The sequence below is a fragment of the Streptomyces sp. NPDC001848 genome, from assembly GCF_042891915.1.
GTDB lineage: Bacteria > Actinomycetota > Actinomycetes > Streptomycetales > Streptomycetaceae > Streptomyces.
The window spans coordinates 132,821-152,048 of record NZ_JBIATP010000003.1 but is presented as its reverse complement, the minus strand read 5'-3'; the positions used below and the strand labels follow the sequence as shown (position 1 = coordinate 152,048).

The 19,228-nt window shown below is 72.4% G+C and carries 20 protein-coding genes and 1 pseudogene; 9 read left to right on the top strand and 12 right to left on the bottom strand.

Annotated features, from left to right (window positions below; all coding sequences use genetic code 11):
- Window positions 1-40 precede the first annotated feature (40 nt).
- From ACFYZJ_RS06880 to ACFYZJ_RS06870, 3 genes are all read left to right on the top strand, one after another.
- Window positions 41-913, top strand: a complete 873-nt coding sequence (locus ACFYZJ_RS06880) for a lysophospholipid acyltransferase family protein (protein ID WP_388564520.1) — start codon at window positions 41-43, stop codon at window positions 911-913.
- A 49-nt stretch (window positions 914-962) separates the two neighbouring features.
- Window positions 963-2,465: a metallophosphoesterase family protein gene (locus ACFYZJ_RS06875; protein ID WP_388563658.1), complete on the top strand. Its 1,503-nt coding sequence runs from the start codon at window positions 963-965 to the stop codon at window positions 2,463-2,465.
- Between the two features lie 124 nt (window positions 2,466-2,589).
- A complete protein-coding gene (locus tag ACFYZJ_RS06870; RefSeq protein WP_388563656.1) occupies window positions 2,590-3,063 on the top strand; it encodes a DUF1348 family protein in 474 nt (157 codons plus the stop codon).
- Window positions 3,064-3,085: 22 nt separating this feature from the next.
- Here ACFYZJ_RS06870 and ACFYZJ_RS06865 read toward each other — a convergent pair whose 3' ends face one another.
- The 4 genes from ACFYZJ_RS06865 to ACFYZJ_RS06850 all read right to left on the bottom strand — a co-directional run bounded on the left by ACFYZJ_RS06865 (window position 3,086) and on the right by ACFYZJ_RS06850 (window position 7,019).
- A complete protein-coding gene (locus ACFYZJ_RS06865) occupies window positions 3,086-4,093 on the bottom strand; it encodes an LLM class flavin-dependent oxidoreductase (protein WP_388563654.1) in 1,008 nt (335 codons plus the stop codon).
- An 88-nt stretch (window positions 4,094-4,181) separates the two neighbouring features.
- Entirely contained in the window at window positions 4,182-6,137 is a 1,956-nt protein-coding gene (locus tag ACFYZJ_RS06860; protein WP_388563652.1) for an amino acid transporter, read from the bottom strand.
- A 226-nt stretch (window positions 6,138-6,363) separates the two neighbouring features.
- Window positions 6,364-6,549, bottom strand: coding sequence for a hypothetical protein (locus ACFYZJ_RS06855; RefSeq protein ID WP_388563650.1), 186 nt, complete (start codon window positions 6,547-6,549; stop codon window positions 6,364-6,366).
- Window positions 6,483-7,019, bottom strand: a complete 537-nt coding sequence (locus tag ACFYZJ_RS06850) for a cation:proton antiporter (RefSeq protein WP_388563648.1) — start codon at window positions 7,017-7,019, stop codon at window positions 6,483-6,485. The genes ACFYZJ_RS06855 and ACFYZJ_RS06850 overlap by 67 nt, the downstream gene beginning before the upstream one ends.
- Window positions 7,020-7,190: 171 nt before the next feature.
- Here ACFYZJ_RS06850 and ACFYZJ_RS06845 point away from each other — a divergent pair, with 171 nt between their 5' ends.
- The gene (locus ACFYZJ_RS06845; RefSeq protein ID WP_388563646.1) at window positions 7,191-7,595 is read left to right on the top strand and encodes a luciferase family protein; all 405 of its coding nucleotides are present in this window, start codon (window positions 7,191-7,193) and stop codon (window positions 7,593-7,595) included.
- A gap of 105 nt (window positions 7,596-7,700) precedes the next feature.
- Window positions 7,701-8,921: an MFS transporter gene (locus tag ACFYZJ_RS06840; RefSeq protein WP_388563644.1), complete on the top strand. Its 1,221-nt coding sequence runs from the start codon at window positions 7,701-7,703 to the stop codon at window positions 8,919-8,921.
- Window positions 8,922-8,950: 29 nt separating this feature from the next.
- Here the strand turns inward: ACFYZJ_RS06840 and ACFYZJ_RS06835 are convergent, their stop codons facing one another.
- Window positions 8,951-9,433 (bottom strand): inorganic diphosphatase, encoded by a 483-nt coding sequence (locus ACFYZJ_RS06835; protein WP_388563642.1) that lies wholly within the window; start codon window positions 9,431-9,433, stop codon window positions 8,951-8,953.
- Between the two features lie 200 nt (window positions 9,434-9,633).
- Between ACFYZJ_RS06835 and ACFYZJ_RS06830 the strand changes: the two are divergent.
- Window positions 9,634-10,071 (top strand): annotated as a pseudogene (locus ACFYZJ_RS06830) (TIGR03668 family PPOX class F420-dependent oxidoreductase); the annotation flags it as partial.
- Window positions 10,072-10,135: 64 nt separating this feature from the next.
- Window positions 10,136-10,561 carry a CBS domain-containing protein gene (locus ACFYZJ_RS06825; protein WP_388563640.1) on the top strand — a complete coding sequence of 142 codons (426 nt, stop codon included), beginning with the start codon at window positions 10,136-10,138 and terminating at the stop codon, window positions 10,559-10,561.
- A gap of 14 nt (window positions 10,562-10,575) precedes the next feature.
- Here the strand turns inward: ACFYZJ_RS06825 and ACFYZJ_RS06820 are convergent, their stop codons facing one another.
- Both ACFYZJ_RS06820 and ACFYZJ_RS06815 read right to left on the bottom strand, forming a co-directional pair.
- Window positions 10,576-10,863: a hypothetical protein gene (locus ACFYZJ_RS06820; RefSeq protein WP_388563638.1), complete on the bottom strand. Its 288-nt coding sequence runs from the start codon at window positions 10,861-10,863 to the stop codon at window positions 10,576-10,578.
- 679 nt (window positions 10,864-11,542) lie between these two features.
- Window positions 11,543-12,742, bottom strand: coding sequence for a hypothetical protein (locus ACFYZJ_RS06815; protein WP_388563636.1), 1,200 nt, complete (start codon window positions 12,740-12,742; stop codon window positions 11,543-11,545).
- A 265-nt stretch (window positions 12,743-13,007) separates the two neighbouring features.
- On the opposite strand from ACFYZJ_RS06815, the gene ACFYZJ_RS06810 reads away from it, so the two are divergent.
- On the top strand, window positions 13,008-13,703 hold the full coding sequence (locus ACFYZJ_RS06810; protein WP_388563634.1) for a helix-turn-helix transcriptional regulator: 696 nt from the start codon (window positions 13,008-13,010) through the stop codon (window positions 13,701-13,703).
- Between the two features lie 43 nt (window positions 13,704-13,746).
- Window positions 13,747-14,235 carry a hypothetical protein gene (locus ACFYZJ_RS06805; protein ID WP_388563632.1) on the top strand — a complete coding sequence of 163 codons (489 nt, stop codon included), beginning with the start codon at window positions 13,747-13,749 and terminating at the stop codon, window positions 14,233-14,235.
- A gap of 38 nt (window positions 14,236-14,273) precedes the next feature.
- On the opposite strand, the gene ACFYZJ_RS06800 is transcribed toward ACFYZJ_RS06805, so the two are convergent.
- The 5 genes from ACFYZJ_RS06800 to egtA are packed head-to-tail and all read right to left on the bottom strand — an operon-like array spanning window position 14,274 to window position 18,966.
- Window positions 14,274-14,489, bottom strand: a complete 216-nt coding sequence (locus tag ACFYZJ_RS06800) for a dodecin (protein WP_388563630.1) — start codon at window positions 14,487-14,489, stop codon at window positions 14,274-14,276.
- 52 nt (window positions 14,490-14,541) lie between these two features.
- A complete protein-coding gene (egtD, locus tag ACFYZJ_RS06795; RefSeq protein ID WP_388563628.1) occupies window positions 14,542-15,513 on the bottom strand; it encodes an L-histidine N(alpha)-methyltransferase in 972 nt (323 codons plus the stop codon).
- Window positions 15,510-16,337 (bottom strand): ergothioneine biosynthesis protein EgtC, encoded by an 828-nt coding sequence (gene egtC, locus ACFYZJ_RS06790; protein ID WP_388563626.1) that lies wholly within the window; start codon window positions 16,335-16,337, stop codon window positions 15,510-15,512. The genes egtD and egtC overlap by 4 nt, the downstream gene beginning before the upstream one ends.
- A complete protein-coding gene (egtB, locus tag ACFYZJ_RS06785) occupies window positions 16,337-17,653 on the bottom strand; it encodes an ergothioneine biosynthesis protein EgtB (protein ID WP_388563624.1) in 1,317 nt (438 codons plus the stop codon). The genes egtC and egtB overlap by 1 nt, the downstream gene beginning before the upstream one ends.
- Window positions 17,650-18,966, bottom strand: coding sequence for an ergothioneine biosynthesis glutamate--cysteine ligase EgtA (gene egtA / locus ACFYZJ_RS06780; protein ID WP_388563622.1), 1,317 nt, complete (start codon window positions 18,964-18,966; stop codon window positions 17,650-17,652). Before egtA ends, egtB begins: the two co-directional genes overlap by 4 nt.
- Window positions 18,967-19,228 lie beyond the last annotated feature (262 nt).

Genomic DNA, 19,228 nt, shown 5'->3' with positions numbered 1-19,228 from the left:
CCCGGGCGCGAGCACCGCCGCGCTCCCGGCCCCGGCCGCCGTGCCCGCGCCGCGGCACTCCGCCGCCCCGCACCCGGCCGCCGCCCCGGCCAGTCCCTGGCAGCCCAGCGCACCGTGCTCGCCGCACTCCTGCATCGACGCCGCGGCGTCGATGGCCGCCGTACCGCTCGCCGTGCTCCGGTTCGCGGCGGTTCTGACGCTGATGGTCGCCGGGTCGGCGCTCCTCCCGGTCGTGCGCAGGCTCCCCGTCGCACCGCGCGAGCGGATCATCAGGACCTGGAGCCGTGCGGTCGTACGGGCCACGGGCGTCCGCGTACGGATCACCGGATCCGCTCCGCCGCACGGCGGACTGCTGGTGGTCGCCAACCACATCTCCTGGCTGGACATCCCGCTGCTCGCCGCCGTGCGGCCCGGCCGGATGCTCGCCAAGTCCGACATCCGGAAGTGGCCGGTGGCCGGTGCGCTCACCGCGCTCAGCGGCGCCCTCTTCATCGACCGCAACCGGCTGCGGGCGCTGCCCGAGACGGTCGCCCGGATCGCGGGCGGCCTGCGCGCCGGGTCGACGGTCGTGGTCTTCCCCGAGGGCAGCACCTGGTGCGGCCGGGCGCAGGGCCGCTTCCGGCCCGCCGTCTTCCAGGCGGCACTGGACGCGGGCGCCCCCGTCCAGCCGGTCCGGCTCCACTACCGGCACGACGGCGGCCCGGCCGGCACCGCGGCGGCGTTCGTGGGCAGCGACTCCCTGCTGACCTCCGTGTGGCGGGTGCTCACGGCACGCGGGCTCGTCGCGGAGGTGTGGGTGACGCCGGTGCTGGCGCCGGGCAGCGCGCCGGACCGCCGGGGCCTCGCTCTGGCCGCCCAGCGAGCCGTCGAGTCCGCGAAGAACGCCCGGCAGGACCCGTACGCGTGCCTCTGAAGTACCGCCGCCGCACCGGTGCGCCGTAGATCATTGCTACGGTGCACCGGTGTCCGAATCCTCACGCGATACCGCCGAGGGCGCCGGCTGGGGCGCCGTGGAAGGCGGAAAATACCGGGAATTGATGCCGGGTCGGGTGGAGAAGCTCTCCTGGCTGAACCCGAAAACTCTCCGGGCGGCGCGCAACGGCGTGCTGGCCTCCTGGTTCGGTGATCCCACCGGCCGTACCCGAAGCCGCTGGGTGCAAGAGCGCGAGGCGGCCGGCGCGCCCGCGGACAAGGTGATCCGGCGCGACGACCCGGACCGCTTCTCCTTCATGGTCCTCGGGGACACCGGTGAGGGCGACGATCCCCAGTACGCCGTGGTGCCGGGCTTCCTGAAGATGGGTCAGGACACGCGTTTCGCCGTCATAGCGAGCGACGTGATCTACCCGGTCGGTGCCACCGCCGACTACGGGACCAAATTCTTCCGCCCGTACCAGGATTACCGGGCACCCATCTACGCCATACCCGGCAACCACGACTGGTACGAGGACCTGTACGGGTTCATGCGCGTCTTCTGCGACGCCCCGCCGCTCGCCCCGGACCCGGCCCCTCGCCCGCCGCTCAGCGCCCGGCTGCGCTCCCTGCTGTGGCACCACCCGGGCGCACAGGACGAACAACGCCTCGCCGAGGCACGCGCGTTGCGCTCGGCACCGGCCCAGCAGGCCGTCCAGCCAGGCCCGTACTGGGCGATCGACGCCGGGCCCCTCCGTATCGTCGGCATCGACACCGGCCTGCTCGGCACCATCGACGCCGAACAGGGCCGCTGGCTGCGGAAGGTCTCCCGGGGGCCCCGCCCGAAGATCCTCATCACGGGCTCCCCCCTGTACGTGGACGGTGAGCACCACCCGTGCCCCATCGAGGGCGGCGGTACGGTCGACGACATCGTCCGCGACCCGGACCATCACTACGTCGCCGCGATCGGCGGAGACATCCACAACTACCAGCGTTACCCGGTGAGGGTGGACGGCCGCACGATCCAGTACGTGGTCTCGGGCGGCGGCGGCGCGTTCATGCACGCCACCCACATCATCCCGCGCGTGTCCATCGCGAACGTCGGCGAGGAGGACTTCCGCTGCTACCCGCTGCGCGGCGACTCCCTCGCCTTCTACAGCAGGCTCTACGGACGCCGGCTGCGGCTGCGCCGCTTCTTCACCTTCACCGAGGCCGAGGCGATCGCCGTCATCGCCGAGAGGCTGGGCATCCCGCCGACGCGCGCCCAGGGCACCCCCGCCGCCCGGGTCACCTGGCGCACCCGCCTCGTCGCCAGCCTGCTGGGCGCCGGTGGCCGCCCCGACCGGACCTCACGGTTCCGGCTGCCCGTCCGCAAGATCTACACCCAGCTCTTCTCACCGAGCTCGGCCACCTACAGCCCGCCGTTCTTCAAGAGCTTCCTGCGCCTGGACGTCACCCCGGAGGCGCTCCGGTTGCGCTGCTTCGCGGCGACCGGCAACCGGCGCGAGGAACTCGACCCGCCCGTCGAGGACGAGGTGACCATCCCGCTGCTGTGACGCCACGAGCCGGGGTGCCCCGCGTGCGCCCGGGCCCGGAGTCCAGCGGCTGCGGGAGAAACAGCCGTCTCGTACCGTGGTCGCCCGAGTGGAGAACGACTGTTCCCGTCTTCACGGAGGCGACATGACGCACCCACCCCGCCCACCGTTCCCGCCGTTCACCCACGACACCGCCACCGAAAAGGTGCGGCTCGCGGAGGACGCCTGGAACACCCGCGACCCGGAGCGGGTGGCACTCGCCTACACGGTGGACTCCCGCTGGCGCAATCGAGCGGAGTTCCTCACCGGCCGCGACGAGATCGTCGCCTTCCTCACCCGCAAGTGGCGCCGCGAGCTGGACTACCGGCTCATCAAGGAGCTGTGGGCCGTCGACGGCAACCGCATCGCGGTGCGGTTCGCGTACGAGTGCCACGACGACTCGGGCAACTGGTTCCGCTCGTACGGCAACGAGAACTGGGAGTTCGACGACAACGGTCTGATGCGCCGGCGTCACGCGTCCATCAACGACCTCCCCGTCCAGGAGTCGGAGCGCCTGTTCCACTGGCCGCCCGGGCGCAGGCCCGACGACCACCCGGGCCTGAGCGACCTGGGCCTGTGACCGGTGTGCGGCGCGCGGCGGCCTACGCCGCCCCCAGCCCCGCGACCCGCGCCAGCCTCCGGTAGGAGTCCACGAGCGCCGCACGGTCGTACGTACTGGTCGTGACCAGCACCTCCTGCGCCCCCGTCTCCTTGAGCAGGCCCGCCAGCTCATCGGCGACCTGCTCCTCGGTGCCGGCGAGATGACCGACGAGCCCGGCCTCGTAGTACCCCCGCTCCTTGGCGCTCATCGCCATCGGCTCCACCCGCTCGGCGGCCGGCAGCGGCGGAAACGTGCCATGGGTCCGCGCGTACGCCATCGACCAGGCCTCGGGGATCAGGATGCGGCGGGCGTCCTCGGCGGTGCCGGCGACCGCGACGGTGCCGGAGACGACGACGTACGGCTCGGGCGCCCACTCGGAAGGCCGGAACTCCCCCCGGTAGCGCTCGATGCCGCGCAGCATCCGCTCGCGGTTCCGGAAGTCGCCGATCACCATGGGCAGCCCGGCGTGGGCGGCGATCAGCGCACCCTCACCCATGGCCAGTACGAAGGGCGGCACGGACAGACCCTCGGCCGGGCGGGCGTGCACGCCGGTGGGCGAGGTGCCGCGGAACCACCCCAGCAGCTCGGCGAGTTGGCCCGCGAAGTCGTCGGCGTCGCCCTTGTCGCGGCCGAGCGCCCTGCGCACCCCGTCCGTGAAGCCGACGGAACGGCCGAGCCCCATGTCGATCCGCCCCGGGAACAGCGACTCCAGCACGCCGAACTGCTCGGCCACCACGAGCGGTCGGTGATTGGGCAGCATCACACCGCCCGTCCCCACCCGTATGGTCCGCGTGGCCGCGGCGACGGCCGCCGCCAGCACGGTCGGAGCCGAGCCCGCGACACCGGACACGCCGTGGTGCTCGGAGACCCAGAACCGGTGATACCCCAGCCGCTCGACCTCCTGCGCCAGCCGCACGGTGTCCCGCAGGGCCTTGGGGCCGTCGTGCCCCTCACGGGTACGCGAGCGGTCCAGCACGGAGAAACGGGTGCCTGCGATCACTGAGCTCACAAGGACTTCAACGCTCGCCGCGCCGCGGGATTCCCGCCGTGGTGGGCGCGCGCAGCCGACGTCGACCCGTTCACCGACATCGACCCGCTCAGCCCACGTGGACCCGCGGCCGCCGCTTCCGGTCCGGCTCCGCCTCGCGCAGCACCTCCCGGGTGACCGGTGCCACCTCGCCCTGCCCGAAGAGGAAGAAGCGCAGGAAGTTGGCGAACGGGCCGCCCTCGGTCCACTCGAAGTAGATGTGCGGGATGCGCCCGGTCCTGTCACGGACATGGAGCAGGAGTGCCGCCAGGGCGTTGGGGATGGAGGAGGACTCCAGCGTCAGGACGCGGTAGCGGCCGTGCAGCACCTCTCCGCGCACGATCAGCCCCGCCTCGAACTCCGACGGGTCCCCGACGGTCACCTCCACGAAGACGAAGTCCTCCTGGGCCGTGACGTCGTTGTCCGCCCGGATCTGCTCGATCTTCTCGCGGTACTCCGCGACGTCGCGCCGGTCCGGCTCATTGGCGACGAAGCGGATACGGCGGCTGGCGATATCCCTGACGAAACGTTCCGCCATGTCGTCGAGGGTCACGCTGGTCACACGGAGCTCGAAGGCGCGGGCGAGCCGCGACAGCAGCGAGACGAGGATGATCCCGGCGATGAAGCAGGCGCCGATCTTCACACCGTCAGGCCGCTCGATGACGTTGACGACGGTGACGTACAGCAGAACCGCCGAGACGACCGCGAAGCCGATGGTCCAGCCCCGCTGACGGGCCTTGCGCGCGGCGATGGTCACCGCGATCGCCGCGGACGACATCAGCACCAGGACGCCGGTGGCGTAGGCGCCGCCCTGGGCGTCGACGTTGGCGTCGAAGATCCAGGTGACCAGGAAGGCGATCAGCGTGAAGACGATGACCATGGGGCGCACCGCGCGGGCCCAGTGCGGGGCCATGCCGTAGCGGGGCAGGTAGCGGGGCATCAGGTTGAGCAGCCCGGCCATGGCGGAGGCGCCCGCGAACCACAGGATCGCGATCGTCGAGATGTCGTACAGGGTGCCGAAACCGCCGCCCAGGTACTGGTGAGCGAGGTACGCCAGCGCACGACCGTTGGCCTGGCCGCCCGGCTGGAACTCCTTCGCCGGGATCAGCACGGTGGTGATGAAGCTGGTGGCGATCAGGAAGACGCTCATGATCAGCGCGGCGGTCGTGAGCAGCTTCTTGGTGTCGCGGATCCGGCCCGCGGGCTTGTCCTCGCTGTCGCCGGGGTCGCCCTGGACGTGCGGCATGACGGCGACACCGGTCTCGAAGCCGGACAGGCCGAGCGCCAGCTTCGGGAAGACGATCAGAGACACCCCGACCATGGCGAGGACGTTGCCGTGCTGGGTGGTCAGCGCATTGCTCCAGTCGGTCACCACGTGCCCGGCGGTGACGACGTGCCACAGGCCCACGACCACCACGACGGCGTTCAGACCCAGATAGGTCACCACCAGGGCGACCGCGACTCCGATCGCCTCCAGGAAGCCCTTGAGGAACACCGCGCCCAGCAGCGCCACGAGGAAGAGGGTGATCACCATCTCCTTCCCGTGCAGCAGACCCGTCAGATGCGGGTTCTCCACCAGGTGGGTGGAGGCGTCGGCGGCGGAGAGGGTGATGGTGATCAGGAAGTCGGTGGCGGCGAAGCCGAGCAGGGTGAGGACGAACAGCTTGCCCTGCCAGAAGGAGAGCAGGCGCTCCAGCATGGCGATGGAGCCTTCGCCGTGCGGGCTCTCCTCGGCGACGCGGCGGTAGACGGGCAGGGCGCCGGCCAGGGTGACGGCGACCAGGACGACGGTGGCGACGGGGGAGAGCAGTCCGGCGGCGAGGGCGGCGATGCCGGGCTGGTAGCCGAGGGTGGAGAAGTAGTCGACACCGGTCAGGCACATCACCCGCCACCAGCGCTGGCCCTTGTGCGGGGGTTCGGGCTGGGCGTGCGGACCCTGAACGGTGCCCTTGCCCATGTCGGACAGTCCCTGCAGCATCCACGCCCGCAATCGACTCGCAGGTGGGTGTTCGGTGGTCGCGGCCATGGACGTGTTCTCCTGTTGTGCGGCTTGCGCCTGATGCGTGGCTTGGTGCGGGAATCGACCCTCACCCGGACGGCCGCACCAGCGTAAGCAGAGAGTGACGCGAGGGCCCCCGGATGACGGGCCTCCAGGCGTCAAGCTTCCGTTAAAGAACACCAGGCAGACGGCCGCCCGGCCGCCCGGCCGACCACCCGACCACCCGGCCCCGCCCGGCAGGACACCCCTCGGGTCAGATGTCGGCCAGCCGGGCCTCCTCCAGGTCCAGAGAGCGCTGGAGGCGGCGGCGTGTCGTGTCGCTGATGGCGCGTTCGTCGTACAGGCGCCGGAGCTCCGCCGCTTCCGCGGCGATCAGGTCGCGGCGCAGCTGCCGGTAGACCAGGTCGGCGGATCCGACAGGGGCGGCGGTCCTGTCCACGTCGGCGAGGTGTTCACAGCGTCGTCGCGACGGGCGCTCAGCCCCCGCCGCAACCGGTGCAGGACGACGTCGGGAACGGCCTGTGACTGCGCCAGTTCGTCCAGGCGGCGCATGCCCGCGCCGGCCAGGCGGCAGCGCACCGCGGCCTCCTCGCGTTCCGTGTGGTCGGGCTCCAGCGCGATGCCCGAGCGGCGGACCACCGGGGCCAGGGTGAAACCCCGGACGACGAGGGTGACGACCACGACCGACGTGGACAGCACGAGCAGCAGGGGCCGCTGCGTCAGCGCGGCGCCGTGCCGGGTGGTGACCGGGATGGACAGGGCCGCGGCCAGCGGGACCACACCCCGCGTGCCCGCCCAGGTGAGGACCAACGCCACCCGCCGGTTCATGCGCTGTACCACCGCCGACAGCGGCGCCACCCACAGCAGGCGGACCGCGACGAGCGTGGCGGCGATGGCGAGCGCGACCATCCTTGATACGACCCTGACGGCCCCGCGGCTTTTTTGACGCCGTCCGCACATGTGCGGACGGCCGGCGTCGGCCCGATCGCCGTCACCGTCCTTCGGAGCCCCAACCTCACGGCCTGGTTACAGAACCCTCAACCTCTGATGGCGCCGGAGTGAGGAGACGACGATGGGCACATGACTCTGGCCCAGCGCGCCCTGGAACGGCTCGACGCCTGGCCCGACCTCACCGTGGGGCCGGCCAGTTGCGGCAAGGGGCGGGCGCTCAGCACCCCGCACAGCGAGATCGTCCACTTCCACAGCGACCGCGAGGCGGATCTGCACCTGACCACCGGGGTCATCCGCCGCTTCTCCGACGACCTCGCGGAGTCGACCGCCGTCCGCATCCTGCCCGGCTCCCGCTGGGTGACCGTGCGTCTGGACTGCGACACCGACGTCGATCTGCTGCTGAGTCTGGTGAGCGCGGCGCTGCACGCCCACCAGACCTCTCGCCCGTCGGCGCCCCAGCCGCCCGTCGCGTGCAACCTCCACCGCGTGATGCTGCTGCCCCGCGACCTCGACCCGAACGGTTTCAGCCGCTGACACCCGGGCAACGACGACACACGTGTCGTCGATAATGCAGTCGACGTGCTCGTTGGAAGACACCGCGCCGCCGGGCGGTGTCCGGGTCCGGGCCGGGGAGGCGCAGTGGGTGCGACATCGGTACAGCGAGCGCCGGCGCCGGCCCGGATGGGGCCGTGGCGCTTCGTGGTGTGGTTCGGCACGGTCAGCCTGCTCGCGGACTTCGTGTACGAGGGCGCCCGCTCCGTCACCGGTCCGCTCCTGGCGTCGCTCGGCGCCTCCTCGCTCGTCGTCGGCCTGGTCACCGGCGCGGGCGAGGCCGCGGCGCTGGGACTGCGGCTCGTCTCGGGGCCGCTCGCCGACCGCACGCGCCGGTTCTGGGGCCTCGCGATCGCCGGGTACGCGCTCACGGTGCTCTCCGTCCCCCTGCTCGGCGTGGTCGGGACGCTCTGGGCGGCCTGCGTCCTCGTCATCGCCGAGCGGGTCGGCAAGGCGGTGCGGTCCCCGGCGAAGGACACCCTGCTGTCGCACGCCACGGCGGTCACGGGACGCGGCCGCGGCTTTGCCGTCCACGAGGCCATGGACCAGATCGGAGCCCTCGTCGGACCGCTGACCGTCGCCGGCGTCCTCGCGCTGACGGGCGGCGCCTACGGACCCGCACTGGGCGTGTTGGCCCTGCCCGGGGCGGCGGTCCTGGGGCTGCTGGTGTGGCTGCGGGCCCGGGTGCCCGACCCGGAGGCGTACGAGCGCGAGATCACCCCGCCCTCCGCCGCACCCGCGACCCCCGGCGTCCGCCTGCCCACCACGTTCTGGACCTACGCGGCGTTCACCGCGGCCACCACCGCCGGCTTCACCACCTTCGGCCTGCTCTCCTACCACCTCGTCGAACGGCATCTGGCCCACACGGCGTGGGTGCCGCTGCTGTACGCGGCCGCCATGGCCGTCGACGCGGTCGCCGCACTGGCCACCGGCTGGGCCTACGACCGGTACGGGCCCCGCGTCCTCGCGGTGCTGCCCCTGCTGTCGGCGGCCGTCCCGGTGCTCGGGTTCACCCACACGGTGACGGTCGCCGTGGCCGGGTCGCTGGTGTGGGGCGCCGCCATGGGTGTGCAGGAGTCCACGCTGCGGGCGACGGTCGCCGACCTGGTCCCCTCGGGGCGGCGGGCGACCGCGTACGGGGTCTTCGCCGGTGTGGTCGGCGGGGCGAGCCTGGTGGGCGGTGCGCTGACCGGAGCCCTGTACGGCGTCTCGATCCCGGCCCTGATCACGTTCGTCGGCGTGGTCCAAGCCCTCGCCCTGATCCTGCTCGCCGTCACCCGGCCCGGCCGCGCGCGGGTCCGGCGCTGAGAGCTTCGCCCACAGGGGCCCCGGCTGCGTCAGCCCTGCGAGGCACGCCGGCGGGAGGCCTCGATCTCCGCGTAGGCCTCCTGCCGTCCCTCCCAGTGGGAGCCCTCGACCGACTTGCCGGGCTCCAGGTCCTTGTACACCTCGAAGAAATGGGTGATCTCCAGCCGGTCGAAGGCGGGAACGTCGCCGATGTCCTGGACGCCCGCGTAGCGCGGGTCGTGGGCCGGGACGCACAGGATCTTGTCGTCGGGGCCCTTCTCGTCCTTCATGACGAACATGCCGACGGCGCGGCACTCGATCGCGCAGCCGGGGAAGGTGGGTTCGCCGACGATGACGAGGGCGTCGAGCGGGTCGCCGTCCCGGCCGAGCGTGTGGTCGATGTAGCCGTAGTCGGCCGGGTACCGGGTGGAGGTGAACAGCATCCGGTCCAGACGGATGCGGTGCTGTGCGTGGTCCATCTCGTACTTGTTGCGTGATCCCTGCGGGATCTCCACGATCACGTCGAATTCCACGACGGCCTCCTTGCCTGGTCGGTCGGCAGGCCGGGGCGCGGGCCGGGTTTCCAGTGTGCCCCCGCCCCCCGCACGTCGGCATCCGAGGGCCGACCGTGTGAGAGCGCCGGACGCCGGGTACCCGCCAGCGCCGGAAGGAGTACCCGCCGACGTGCCGAGCTGTCCGCGGCGGTGTCACGCAGTCGTGAGGAGGAGCGCGAGTGCCGCGGATCGCTGAGCACGAGGCAATGCGACGGTTCACCGACGCCCGGGTGGCGCGGCTGGCCACGGTGGACCCCGAGGGGCGCCCCCACCTCGTACCGGTCGTGTTCGCCGTGCGCGGCGACGGCGGGATCGTCATGGCGGTCGACCGCAAGCCGAAGAACTCCCGGCGGCTGAAGCGACTGCACAACATCGCCGTCCATCCGGCCGTGAGCCTGCTGGTGGACGCGTACGACGAGGACTGGGAGCGGCTCTGGTGGGTACGGGCCGACGGAGGCGCCCGGGTCGTGCCGCCGGACGCGCCCGCGGACGACGATCGCGGCGAGTACCAGGCCGCCGTCGCCCTGCTGGCGCAGAAGTACCCCCAGTACCGGGACGCCCCGCCGGACGGACCCGTGGTCGTCGTCACCGTCCACCGCTTCAGCGGCTGGCACGCCGGCCCCGCGCCGGAGGCGGCCGACCGGGAGCCGCACCCCCACACGACGAACCAGGAGGTTTCCCATGACCAGGCAGGTACGTGACGTGATGTCCCGCGGCACGGTCGCCGTCGAGCCGATGACCTCCGTGGCGCGGGCGGCCCGCCTCATGCGCGACGAGAACGTCGGCGACGTGCTGGTGACGTACGACAGCGACCTGTTCGGGGTGCTCACGGACCGCGACATCGTGGTCCGCATGATTGCCGAGAACCTCGACCCGGACACCACGACCGCGGGCTCGGTGTGCAGCCGTCCCCCCGTGGTGACGCTCGCGCCCGACGACACCACCGACCACGCGGCCGCCCTGATGCGCCGCCACGCCGTACGCAGGCTCCCCGTCGTCGAGAAGGGCGGCTGCCCGGTCGGCATCGTCAGCCTGGGCGACCTCGCCGTGGCCGAGGACCCGGCTTCGGTTCTGGCGGACGTCAGCAAAGCCCGGCCCAACCGCTGAGGGGGTCCGTCACGTCAGGGCCGGGTGTCGGGTCGTCCCAGATCGTCGACCACGGTGGTCCGGCGGGCCCGACGCCACCCCCGGGGGCGGTGTGTCGCGCCGCTCGTCGCCGTTGCCAGGCCCAGCGCGAAGATCAGCGCCAGGGCGAGACCGGCGCAGAAGATGGCGAGGGCGTTCATGGTCGCGATGTTCTGTCCGAGCACCGACACGCTGTAGTGCGGGCCGCCCGACAGGTTGTCCGCGATCAGCAGCCCGGTGAAGGCGGCGGTGGCCGCGAGGAGGAGCATTCCGAGGAAGCGCATCCGAGTCATCTCCCCAAAGAGTCGTGACACCCTGCGGGTACCCGCCGCGGCACGGGCCAGACAGCGGCGAAACCATCCCCGAGGCACCGCAGCGACGGCACAATGGCCGCCGGCGGTGAGCGCCGCCGAAGCCGCGGGGAGACGAACGTGAGCGAGCGCCGGCGCCGGCCGGGCGGGCCGACACGGGTGGACACCCAAGTGGCCCCCGACGCGCGGGTGTCGCACCACTGGATCGGCGGCCGGGACGACCACGAGATCGACCGGAAGGTCGGCGACCAGGGTGTGTCGCGAAAGTCGTGTTGCGAAAGTCCCGTCGTTCGCCCGAAGGGCGGGCCTCACGGCGTCAGCTGCGTGCTCTGGGGGTGCCCCCGGCTCGAAGAGCTTGGGGGAGTGCCCCGGGCGGAAGCCCTGTCACCGGCCGCGTCGCCGCCACGATCCTCGGCGTCCTCAGCTTCGTCCTCGACACCGGCCGGGCACGGGACATCGAGCGCACCCTCGTGTCCGCGGTGCCGTCCCACCACCGACACCGACCTCGGCGGGCAGGGCAACGTCGAGGCGATGCGGTCCTGGCGGACAACGCTGTCTCGTGCGCCCGCCGACGGCCCCACTCGGACCCCGAGTCCCCGGTCACGGTGCCACGGTTCGGCGCCGGCCGCCGTCAAGCCCTGAACGGCCCTTCTCACAGCGGGGTGCGGCTGGCCGTCATGAGGTACGTTCCGTAGGCCACCGACATCAGCGTGAGCGCGATGCCCAGCAGCCAGGCCTGTTTCGGCCGTACCCGCCACGTCCGTACGAGCCCGCGCGCGAGCGGGATCAGCAGCGGGAACGCCGGCAGCAGGAAACGCGGCTTCGACGCGTACGGACCGGAGCCGCCGACCGTGATCAGCAGCAGTATCCCGGCGTAGACGATCAGTGCCAGCGGCGCCCGGTCGACGCACAGCAGGCAGAACAGCAGGATGGCTGCCGTGACGATCACCAGTGCCAGGGGATAGACGACCCGGCCGCCGTGCTCCAGCAGCCCCTTGAGGAAGTGCAGCGACCCCGCCCCGAAGTCGAAGCGGGAGTCCCAGGCACGCTGCACGGTGAAGTAGCCGCCGAACAGATCACCCATATGGGCGCCCACCCACAGCACGAAACTCACCCAGCCGAGGGGCGCGATCGCGGCGCCGCACCACATCCGGAGCGGGACGCGGCCGCGCCGCACGACGATCTCGTACAGGGCGACGGCGACCACCGCGGCGGCCACGGAGAAGCCCGTGGGGCGGGACAGGCCCGCGAGGGCGGCCAGCGCCCCGGCCCACAGCCAGCGGCCCGTCAGCACCGCGTACAGCGCCCAGACGGCGAGCGCGGTCAGCAGGGACTCGGTGTAGGCGATGTCGAGGACGACGGAGTGCGGCATCGAGGCCCACACCCCGACGAGGACGGTGGCGACGGCCCGTCCGTACAGGCGGTGGCCGATCGCGTAGATGCCGTACGCGGCCACCCCCGCGGCACTCCAGGCGACCAGCAGGGCGGCGGCGCCCGGACTGATCGGCAGAACGGTGTACACGGCGCGGGTCAGCCCCGGGTACAGCGGGAAGAACGCCCAGTCCCGCTGGACGGCACCGTTGTGCAGGACGTGGACATAGGTGCCGTAGCCGTGCTGGGCGATGTGGAGGTACCAGCGGGAGTCCCAGGAGTGGGCCAGACCCTTGAGCATCGGGTGGCCGGCGAGGTGGTTCGCGACGGCGATCGCGACGACACCGGCGATGCGGATGGCGGCGAACAGGGCGAGGGCCGATGGGGCGCCGGGCAGAAGTCGGTTGTCGAAGGGCAGGCGGATGCGACGGGTACCGCCCCCGGTGTGCGTGGGGGCGGGGGCGGGCGAGAGTGCGCTCACCCTTTGACCCTGCGGCACCGGCGCACGGTCCGCAACGTGAGGTTTGGCCATGGTTGGGTCATATACCACTGCTGTACGAGAATCTGGCGTGACGGAGTGCTGAAGTCGGTGAGTCGTCCATGCTCAAGAAGACGAAGACCCGTGGTGGGGCGGTTGCCTGTGTCGGCGGATGTTCTCACTCTTCCGCGTGACGAGTGGCACCGGCGCGGTCACAGCGACTTCACTGGGGGTGAACGCCCGTGTCCCCGACGGAAGGAGCAGCCGGGTGGATTTCCGCCGACCGCGGATACCCCAGCCGCCCACCAGATCCCCGGCGCCGGACAGCCGCGCGGCGGTCTTCTGGCGCAACCGCGCGCTGGGCCTGTTCGACCGGATCCCCCTGCCCACGGCGTACTGCACGACCGACGGCACGATCCTGCGGGCCAACGCGGCCATGGCGGGAGAGTGGGGGACACTCGCCGGCCCGCTGCGCGGGCGCAGCATCCTCGATCTGTTCCACCCGCAGACCAGGGACGAGCTGCGCGCGGTCACCGAGGCGATCCGGCTGCACCGCAGGTCCCGTTACACCGTCGCGGTCGGCTGGACCACCGCGGCCGGCGTCGAGCGCCGCGGCGAGATGACCGTCGACCTGGTCGGCGAGACGTCCACCGACGCCCCCGACCTGCTGCTGATGCTCCGCATCCGTGAGGACGTCCCCGCCCCGGCCGAAGACCGTGGCGCCCCACCCGTCAAGGCGGACGAGATCGAGTCCCGGATCCTCGCGCTGGCGGCGGCCGGTTCCACGACCGGCCAGATCGCCTCCGCCGTGGGAGTGACCGTGGACGGCGTCAACTACCACTTCAAGCAGCTCTCCCGCCGCTGGGGTGTGACCGGCAAGGCGGCCCTGGTGGCGCGCGCCTACGTGGAGGGCGTCCTCGCGCCCGGAGTGTGGCCGCCGGCCCCCGCGCGACCGGAGGCCTGACGCGGGGCCCTGACGCCGGGCACCCATCCCTACAGTGGGGTGCGTGACCCACGACAGCAGGCCCGTCGCCGTCTTCGACCTGGACAACACCCTCGCCGACACCACGCACCGGCAGCGCTTCCTTCGGACGAGACCGCGTGACTGGGACGCCTTCTTCGCGGCCGCGCCGCAGGACCCGCCGCTGGCCGAGGGGATCGCGCTCGCACTGAGGACCGCCGAGGAGTGCGAGCTCGTCTATCTGACCGGACGGCCCGCGCGCTGCCGGCGGGACACCCTCGACTGGCTCGCCGCCCACGGGCTGCCCGAGGGACGCCTGTACATGCGGTCGAACGGAGACCGCAGGCCCGCCCGCGTCACCAAGCTGGAGTTGCTGCGCGAGCTGGCCCGCGGCCGGGAGGTCCGTGTTCTCGTCGACGACGACGAACTGGTCTGCCAGGACGCCGAACGAGCGGGTTTCACCGTCGTCCGTGCCCGCTGGGCGTCCCCGTCCGCCGCGCTGCAGGACGCCCAGGAACGGGAGGGGCGGACCTGACGGGCCCGCCCCTCCGGGGCCTCGAGGACCGCCCTCCGCTACTCGCCCTCCTCCAGGCGGAAGCCCACCTTCAGGCCAACCTGGTAGTGCTCGATCCGCCCGTTCTCGATTCGGCCCCTGACCTGTGTGACCTCGAACCAGTCCAGGTTGCGCAGGGTCTGTGAGGCGCGTTCGATGCCGTTGCGGATGGCCTGGTCGATGCCCTCGGGCGAGCTGCCGACGATCTCGGTGACCCGGTAGATGTGGTCGGTCATGTGAGTGCTCCTCTCCTTGGCGGGTGTCCGCGGGTGTGTCACACGCGGCGGCTCAGCCGGCCGGGCGCGCCGAGCTCAGGGACAGGGCGAACCTCCCCTCCCGGTCCGTCCACCAGTGCGTCAGGTCCAGTCCGGCGGCCGCCAGTTCACGGCGTACGCCGTCCTCGCGGAACTTCGCCGACACCTCCGTGCGCAGCTCCTCACCCTCGGCGAAGTCGGCCGCCAGGTCCAGCGCGGGGATCTTCACGGTCTGCGCGGCGCGCGCCCGCAGCCGCATCTCGATCCACTCCATCTCCGCGTCCCACAGCGCCACATGGTCGAAGGCGTCCGGGTCGAAGTCGGCGCCCAGCTCCCGGTTGACGACGGTCAGCACGTTCTTGTTGAACGCGGCCGTCACCCCGGCCGCGTCGTCGTACGCCGCCACCAGCACCGTGGGGTCCTTCACCAGGTCCGTGCCGAGCAGCAGCGAGTCCCCGGGCGCCATCAGTGCCCTGACGGACCTGAGGAACGTCGCCCGCTCGGCGGGCACCAGGTTGCCGATGGTGCCGCCGAGGAACGCGACGAGCCGCGGCCCGGGTGTCTCCGGCAGCGTGAGGCCCGCCGTGAAGTCGGCGATGAGCGCGTGGACGTCGAGACCGGGCCGCTCGGCGGCCAGGGCCTGCCCCGCCTGGGTGAGCGCGCTCTCGCTGACGTCGACGGGGACGTAGGTGCGCAGCCCGCTCATCGCGTCCAGCAGGTGCCGTGTCTTCTCGGACGAGCCGGAGCCCAGCTCCACGAGGGTGCGCGCGCCGGCCGCGGCCGCGATCTCCCCGGAGCGGGCGATGAGGATCTCCCGTTCGGCGCGCGTGGGGTAGTACTCCGGCAGCTCGGTGATCTTCTCGAACAGGTCGCTGCCGTGGGCGTCGTAGAACCACTTCGGCGGCAGGGTCTTCGGACTGCGGGTGAGGCCGTCGAGGACGTCGGCGCGCAGCGCGGCGTCCGTGGCGTCCTCGGGAAGGGTGCGGGTCACATGGAACGGGCTCACGTGCGGGGCTCCTCGGGTGGTGGTGCCATGTCGTCGCGCGGGTCCTTCAGCGGTGTCAGCAGGACGTCGGTGGTGTCGGCCGTGAGCAGGGTCCGGTCGGGCACCTCCTGCCAGCGCGGGTCGTCGTCGTACGGTTCGGAGGCCACGACGACGGGGGTTCCCCCTGGTCGAGCGGGACCGAGGCCTTGGGGGTGGCCGCCGGTCTCGGCGAGGTACCACAGCGTGTCGCCCCACGCGGTCGCCGCGATCGTCGAGCCGTTGGTGAGCAGTAGGTTGAGCCGGGCGCCGGGGGCCGCCGCGGCGACCTCCAGCACGGTGTCGGCCAGGGCCTGCCCGCCGTCGTCGCCGGCGCGCAGCCGGTTCAGCACGAGCGCCCACACCAGGGCCGAGTCGGTGCGGGCCTCCAGCGACAGCAGTTCGGCCGGCGGCAGGGACCGGGCGAGGGCGGTGACGGAGCGGGGCCATCCGGGCACGGCACCGTTGTGGCTGAACAGCCACCGGCCGGCCGCGAACGGCGCCGCCGCGGCCTCTCCGGCGGCACACCCTTCGGTCGCGTCCCGTACGGCGGCAAGGAACGCCCCCGAGCGCACGACCCGCGCCAGATCGGCGAAGGACGGGTCGCTCCAGATGGGCTCCATCCGGCGGTACCGCGCGGGCACGGGGTCGCCCTCGGCGTACCAGCCGACGCCGAAACCGTCGGCGTTGACCGTGCCGTACCGCTGCCGCCGCGGCTCCCACGACTGCCGGTACAGGCTGTGCGACGGCTCCTTGAGGAGTCGGCCGAGCGGCACCTCGGGGCCCAGGTAGGCGAGATGACGGCACATCACGCGTCCCGGGCGGTGCGGAAGCCGGAGAAGATCTGCCGCCGGATCGGGTAGTCCCAGTTGCGGAACGTGCCCCTGCAGGCCACCGGGTCCACGGCGAACGAACCACCGCGCAGCACCTTGTACTCCGGTCCGAAGAACACCTCCGAGTACTCCTTGTACGGGAACGCCGTGAACCCCGGGTACGGCAGGAAGTCGCTCGACGTCCACTCCCAGACGTCACCGATCAACTGCCGTACGCCGAGCGGTGAGACGCCCGCCGGGTAACTGCCGACCGGCGCGGGGCGCAGGTGCCGCTGCCCGAGGTTGGCGTGCTCGGGCGTCGGGTCGGCGTCGCCCCACGGGTAGCGGCGGGACCGTCCCGTGGCGGGGTCGTGGCGGGCCGCCTTCTCCCACTCGGTCTCGGTGGGCAGCCGGCGCCCCGCCCAGCGCGCGTACGCGTCCGCCTCGTACCAGCACACGTGCAGCACCGGCTCGTCGGGCGGTACCGCCTCGGTGACGCCGAAGCGCCGCCGCAGCCACTGCCCGCCCTCGCGGCGCCAGAACAGCGGGGCCTCGATGCCGTGCGTCCGGATGTGCGCCCAGCCCTGAGGGGTCCACCAGCGCTCGTCGCCGTAGCCGCCGTCCTCGATGAAGGCGATGTAGGCGCCGTTCGTCACCGGGACGGCGTCGATGTAGAACGGCGGCACCTGGCGCTGGTGCGCGGGCCGTTCGTTGTCCAGCGCCCACGGCTCGGTGGAGGTACCCATGATGAACGGGCCGCCGGGCACGAAGACCTCGACCGGGCCGTCGTACGGCGCCACCGGCTCCGGATCGGGGGCGGTGAGCGCCTGGGGGCCCTTGCGGAGCTGGTGCGTGATCAGCATGGTCTCGTCGTGCTGCTGCTCGTGCTGGGCGATCATGCCGAAGGCGAAGCCCGCCTCGGTCAGGCGCCGGCCCGTCAGCGGCGTGCGCTCCAGCACGTCCAGGGCCCGTCCGCGGACCTCGGCGGCGTAGCGGCGGGCCTCGTCGGGCGGCAGCAGCGGCAGCGAGGGCCGCTCGGCGCGCGGGTGCTCGAACGCGTCGTACAGCCCGTCGATCTCGGGCCGCATCGCCTCGCGGCCGGCGACCGCGCGCAGCAGCCACAGCTCTTCCTGGTTGCCTATGTGCGCCAGGTCCCACACCAGCGGGGACATCAGCGGCGAGTGCTGGGCCGTGAGGTCGGGGTCGTCGACGCAGCCGGTCAGGAGCGCGGTGCGGTCGCGGGCCGTGGTGAGGGCGTCCAGCGCGCGCTCCCGGAGTATCTCGGGGTCGATCGGGGACCGTTCGTCGGTCATGTGCGGATGTCCTTCCCGTGGAACCGGGTCTCGTCCCCACCGGAGGGGGTGTCCTTCCCGTGGAAGCGGAGCAGCAGGTCGTCGGCGGGGCAGCGGCCCCGGGCCACGTAGCGGTCGGTGAACTCGGCGACGGCTCCCAGCACGTCGGCGGTGGCACCGAGCCTCGGCAGCGCCTCGGCGGCGGCCGCGAAACAGGCGACGGCGGCCTCGCGCAGCTCGGGGTCGGCCAGTCCGTCGCGGGCCGCGGCGATCCAGAGCGGATTGAACGGCGGCGGCAGGGGACCCGCCCGTTCGGCGAGGGGCTTGACCGACCGGTACGCGGTCTCGGCGGCCTCCGGGTCGTCGAAGAGCGCGGCCGTCACGGCGAGCGGGACGATCCAGCCGTCGTCACCGGGCTGCGCGTCGATCATGCGCAGCTCCAGGTGACCGCGGGGTCTGACCGGGGGGAACAGGGTCGTCAGGTGGTAGTCGAGGTCACCTCGGTCCGGCGGATCGGCGGACCGGGTCCAGGCCCGGAAACTCAGGCCCCGCGGCACCCGCCAGGGACCGCTGCGGTCGCGGACGCACATCACCGGCGCGTCCAGCACGTGCCGGGCCCAGGCGGCGCGCGGGTCGCCGTCGAGCGGGGGCGCGCCGGAGCGGCCCGGGTCCATGGCCGTCCACAGGAACTGCCGCGTCGAGCGCCAGCCCGTGGGCCGGCCCCCGGCCAGCGGGGAGTGCGCGAACGCGGCGACCAGGACCGCGCCCAGCTGGTGCGCCAGCCACCAGCGCCGCCCGAACCCCAGGGGCCCCGGCTCCTCGTGCCCGGCGTCCAGGCACACCTGCACGGAGGCGGAGGAGCACATCATGGACCGCCCCTCGGGCCCGGCACGGTCCAGGCAGCGCTCCATGGCGTCGTAGCGCGGCTCGCGCAGATAGCGGCGGGGAGGGCGCCACGGGTCGTGGCCGTGGCCGCTGAGGGCGAGGCCGGCCTCGCGCAGCACGGCGCGCACCGCGTCGAGGTCGGCGGAGACGGACCCCACGCACTCCATCAGGGAGGCGGCCGGAGCGGAGCTGAGCTCCAGCTGACCGCCCGGTTCGACCGTGAGGGCCGAACGCAGGGGCAGGGTCCGCAGTGCGGCATAGGCCGCGTCGAGATGTTCCGGTGGTACGGGGAGCCACGGATTGCGCGGCTCGTGGACTTGCCATTCGACTTCGACACCGAGCGAGCGGGGCGGTCCGGTCTTGAAGCAGATACCGCGGACCAGCGCCTCCACATCGGCTTCGGTGACGGCGGAGCGGTACTCCGTACAGTCACTCACCGAATCAGACATGTCGGGATCCTCCTGAGGTTCCACCATGTCGCCGATCCGGGCCCCAGGAGGCCGGACCGGCATCACTCGTCCCACCCAAGACGCTTCGGCGGATTCGCACAAGGGTGCGCAGTGGGGCTTTCCGGACTGCTTGCCTCCTGTTGTGCGAGTCGCGAAGCGTTGTTCCCGGCACCGCGAAAGTCTGTTGCGGCGTGAGACCAGCATCGCTCACCATGCGTTCATGAGCACGACGGGGGAGATCGTCGCCACGCCGGGGGAGCGT

Coding starts and splice junctions, on each gene's coding strand:
- ACFYZJ_RS06870 (WP_388563656.1), top strand. CDS start 2,590: ATGACGCACCCACCCCGCCCACCGTTCCCGCCGTTCACCCACGACACC.
- ACFYZJ_RS06860 (WP_388563652.1), bottom strand. CDS start 6,137: ATGGCCGCGACCACCGAACACCCACCTGCGAGTCGATTGCGGGCGTGG.
- ACFYZJ_RS06850 (WP_388563648.1), bottom strand. CDS start 7,019: ATGGTCGCGCTCGCCATCGCCGCCACGCTCGTCGCGGTCCGCCTGCTG.
- ACFYZJ_RS06845 (WP_388563646.1), top strand. CDS start 7,191: ATGACTCTGGCCCAGCGCGCCCTGGAACGGCTCGACGCCTGGCCCGAC.
- ACFYZJ_RS06825 (WP_388563640.1), top strand. CDS start 10,136: ATGACCAGGCAGGTACGTGACGTGATGTCCCGCGGCACGGTCGCCGTC.
- ACFYZJ_RS06820 (WP_388563638.1), bottom strand. CDS start 10,863: ATGCGCTTCCTCGGAATGCTCCTCCTCGCGGCCACCGCCGCCTTCACC.
- ACFYZJ_RS06800 (WP_388563630.1), bottom strand. CDS start 14,489: ATGACCGACCACATCTACCGGGTCACCGAGATCGTCGGCAGCTCGCCC.
- egtC (WP_388563626.1), bottom strand. CDS start 16,337: ATGTGCCGTCATCTCGCCTACCTGGGCCCCGAGGTGCCGCTCGGCCGA.
- egtB (WP_388563624.1), bottom strand. CDS start 17,653: ATGACCGACGAACGGTCCCCGATCGACCCCGAGATACTCCGGGAGCGC.
- egtA (WP_388563622.1), bottom strand. CDS start 18,966: ATGTCTGATTCGGTGAGTGACTGTACGGAGTACCGCTCCGCCGTCACC.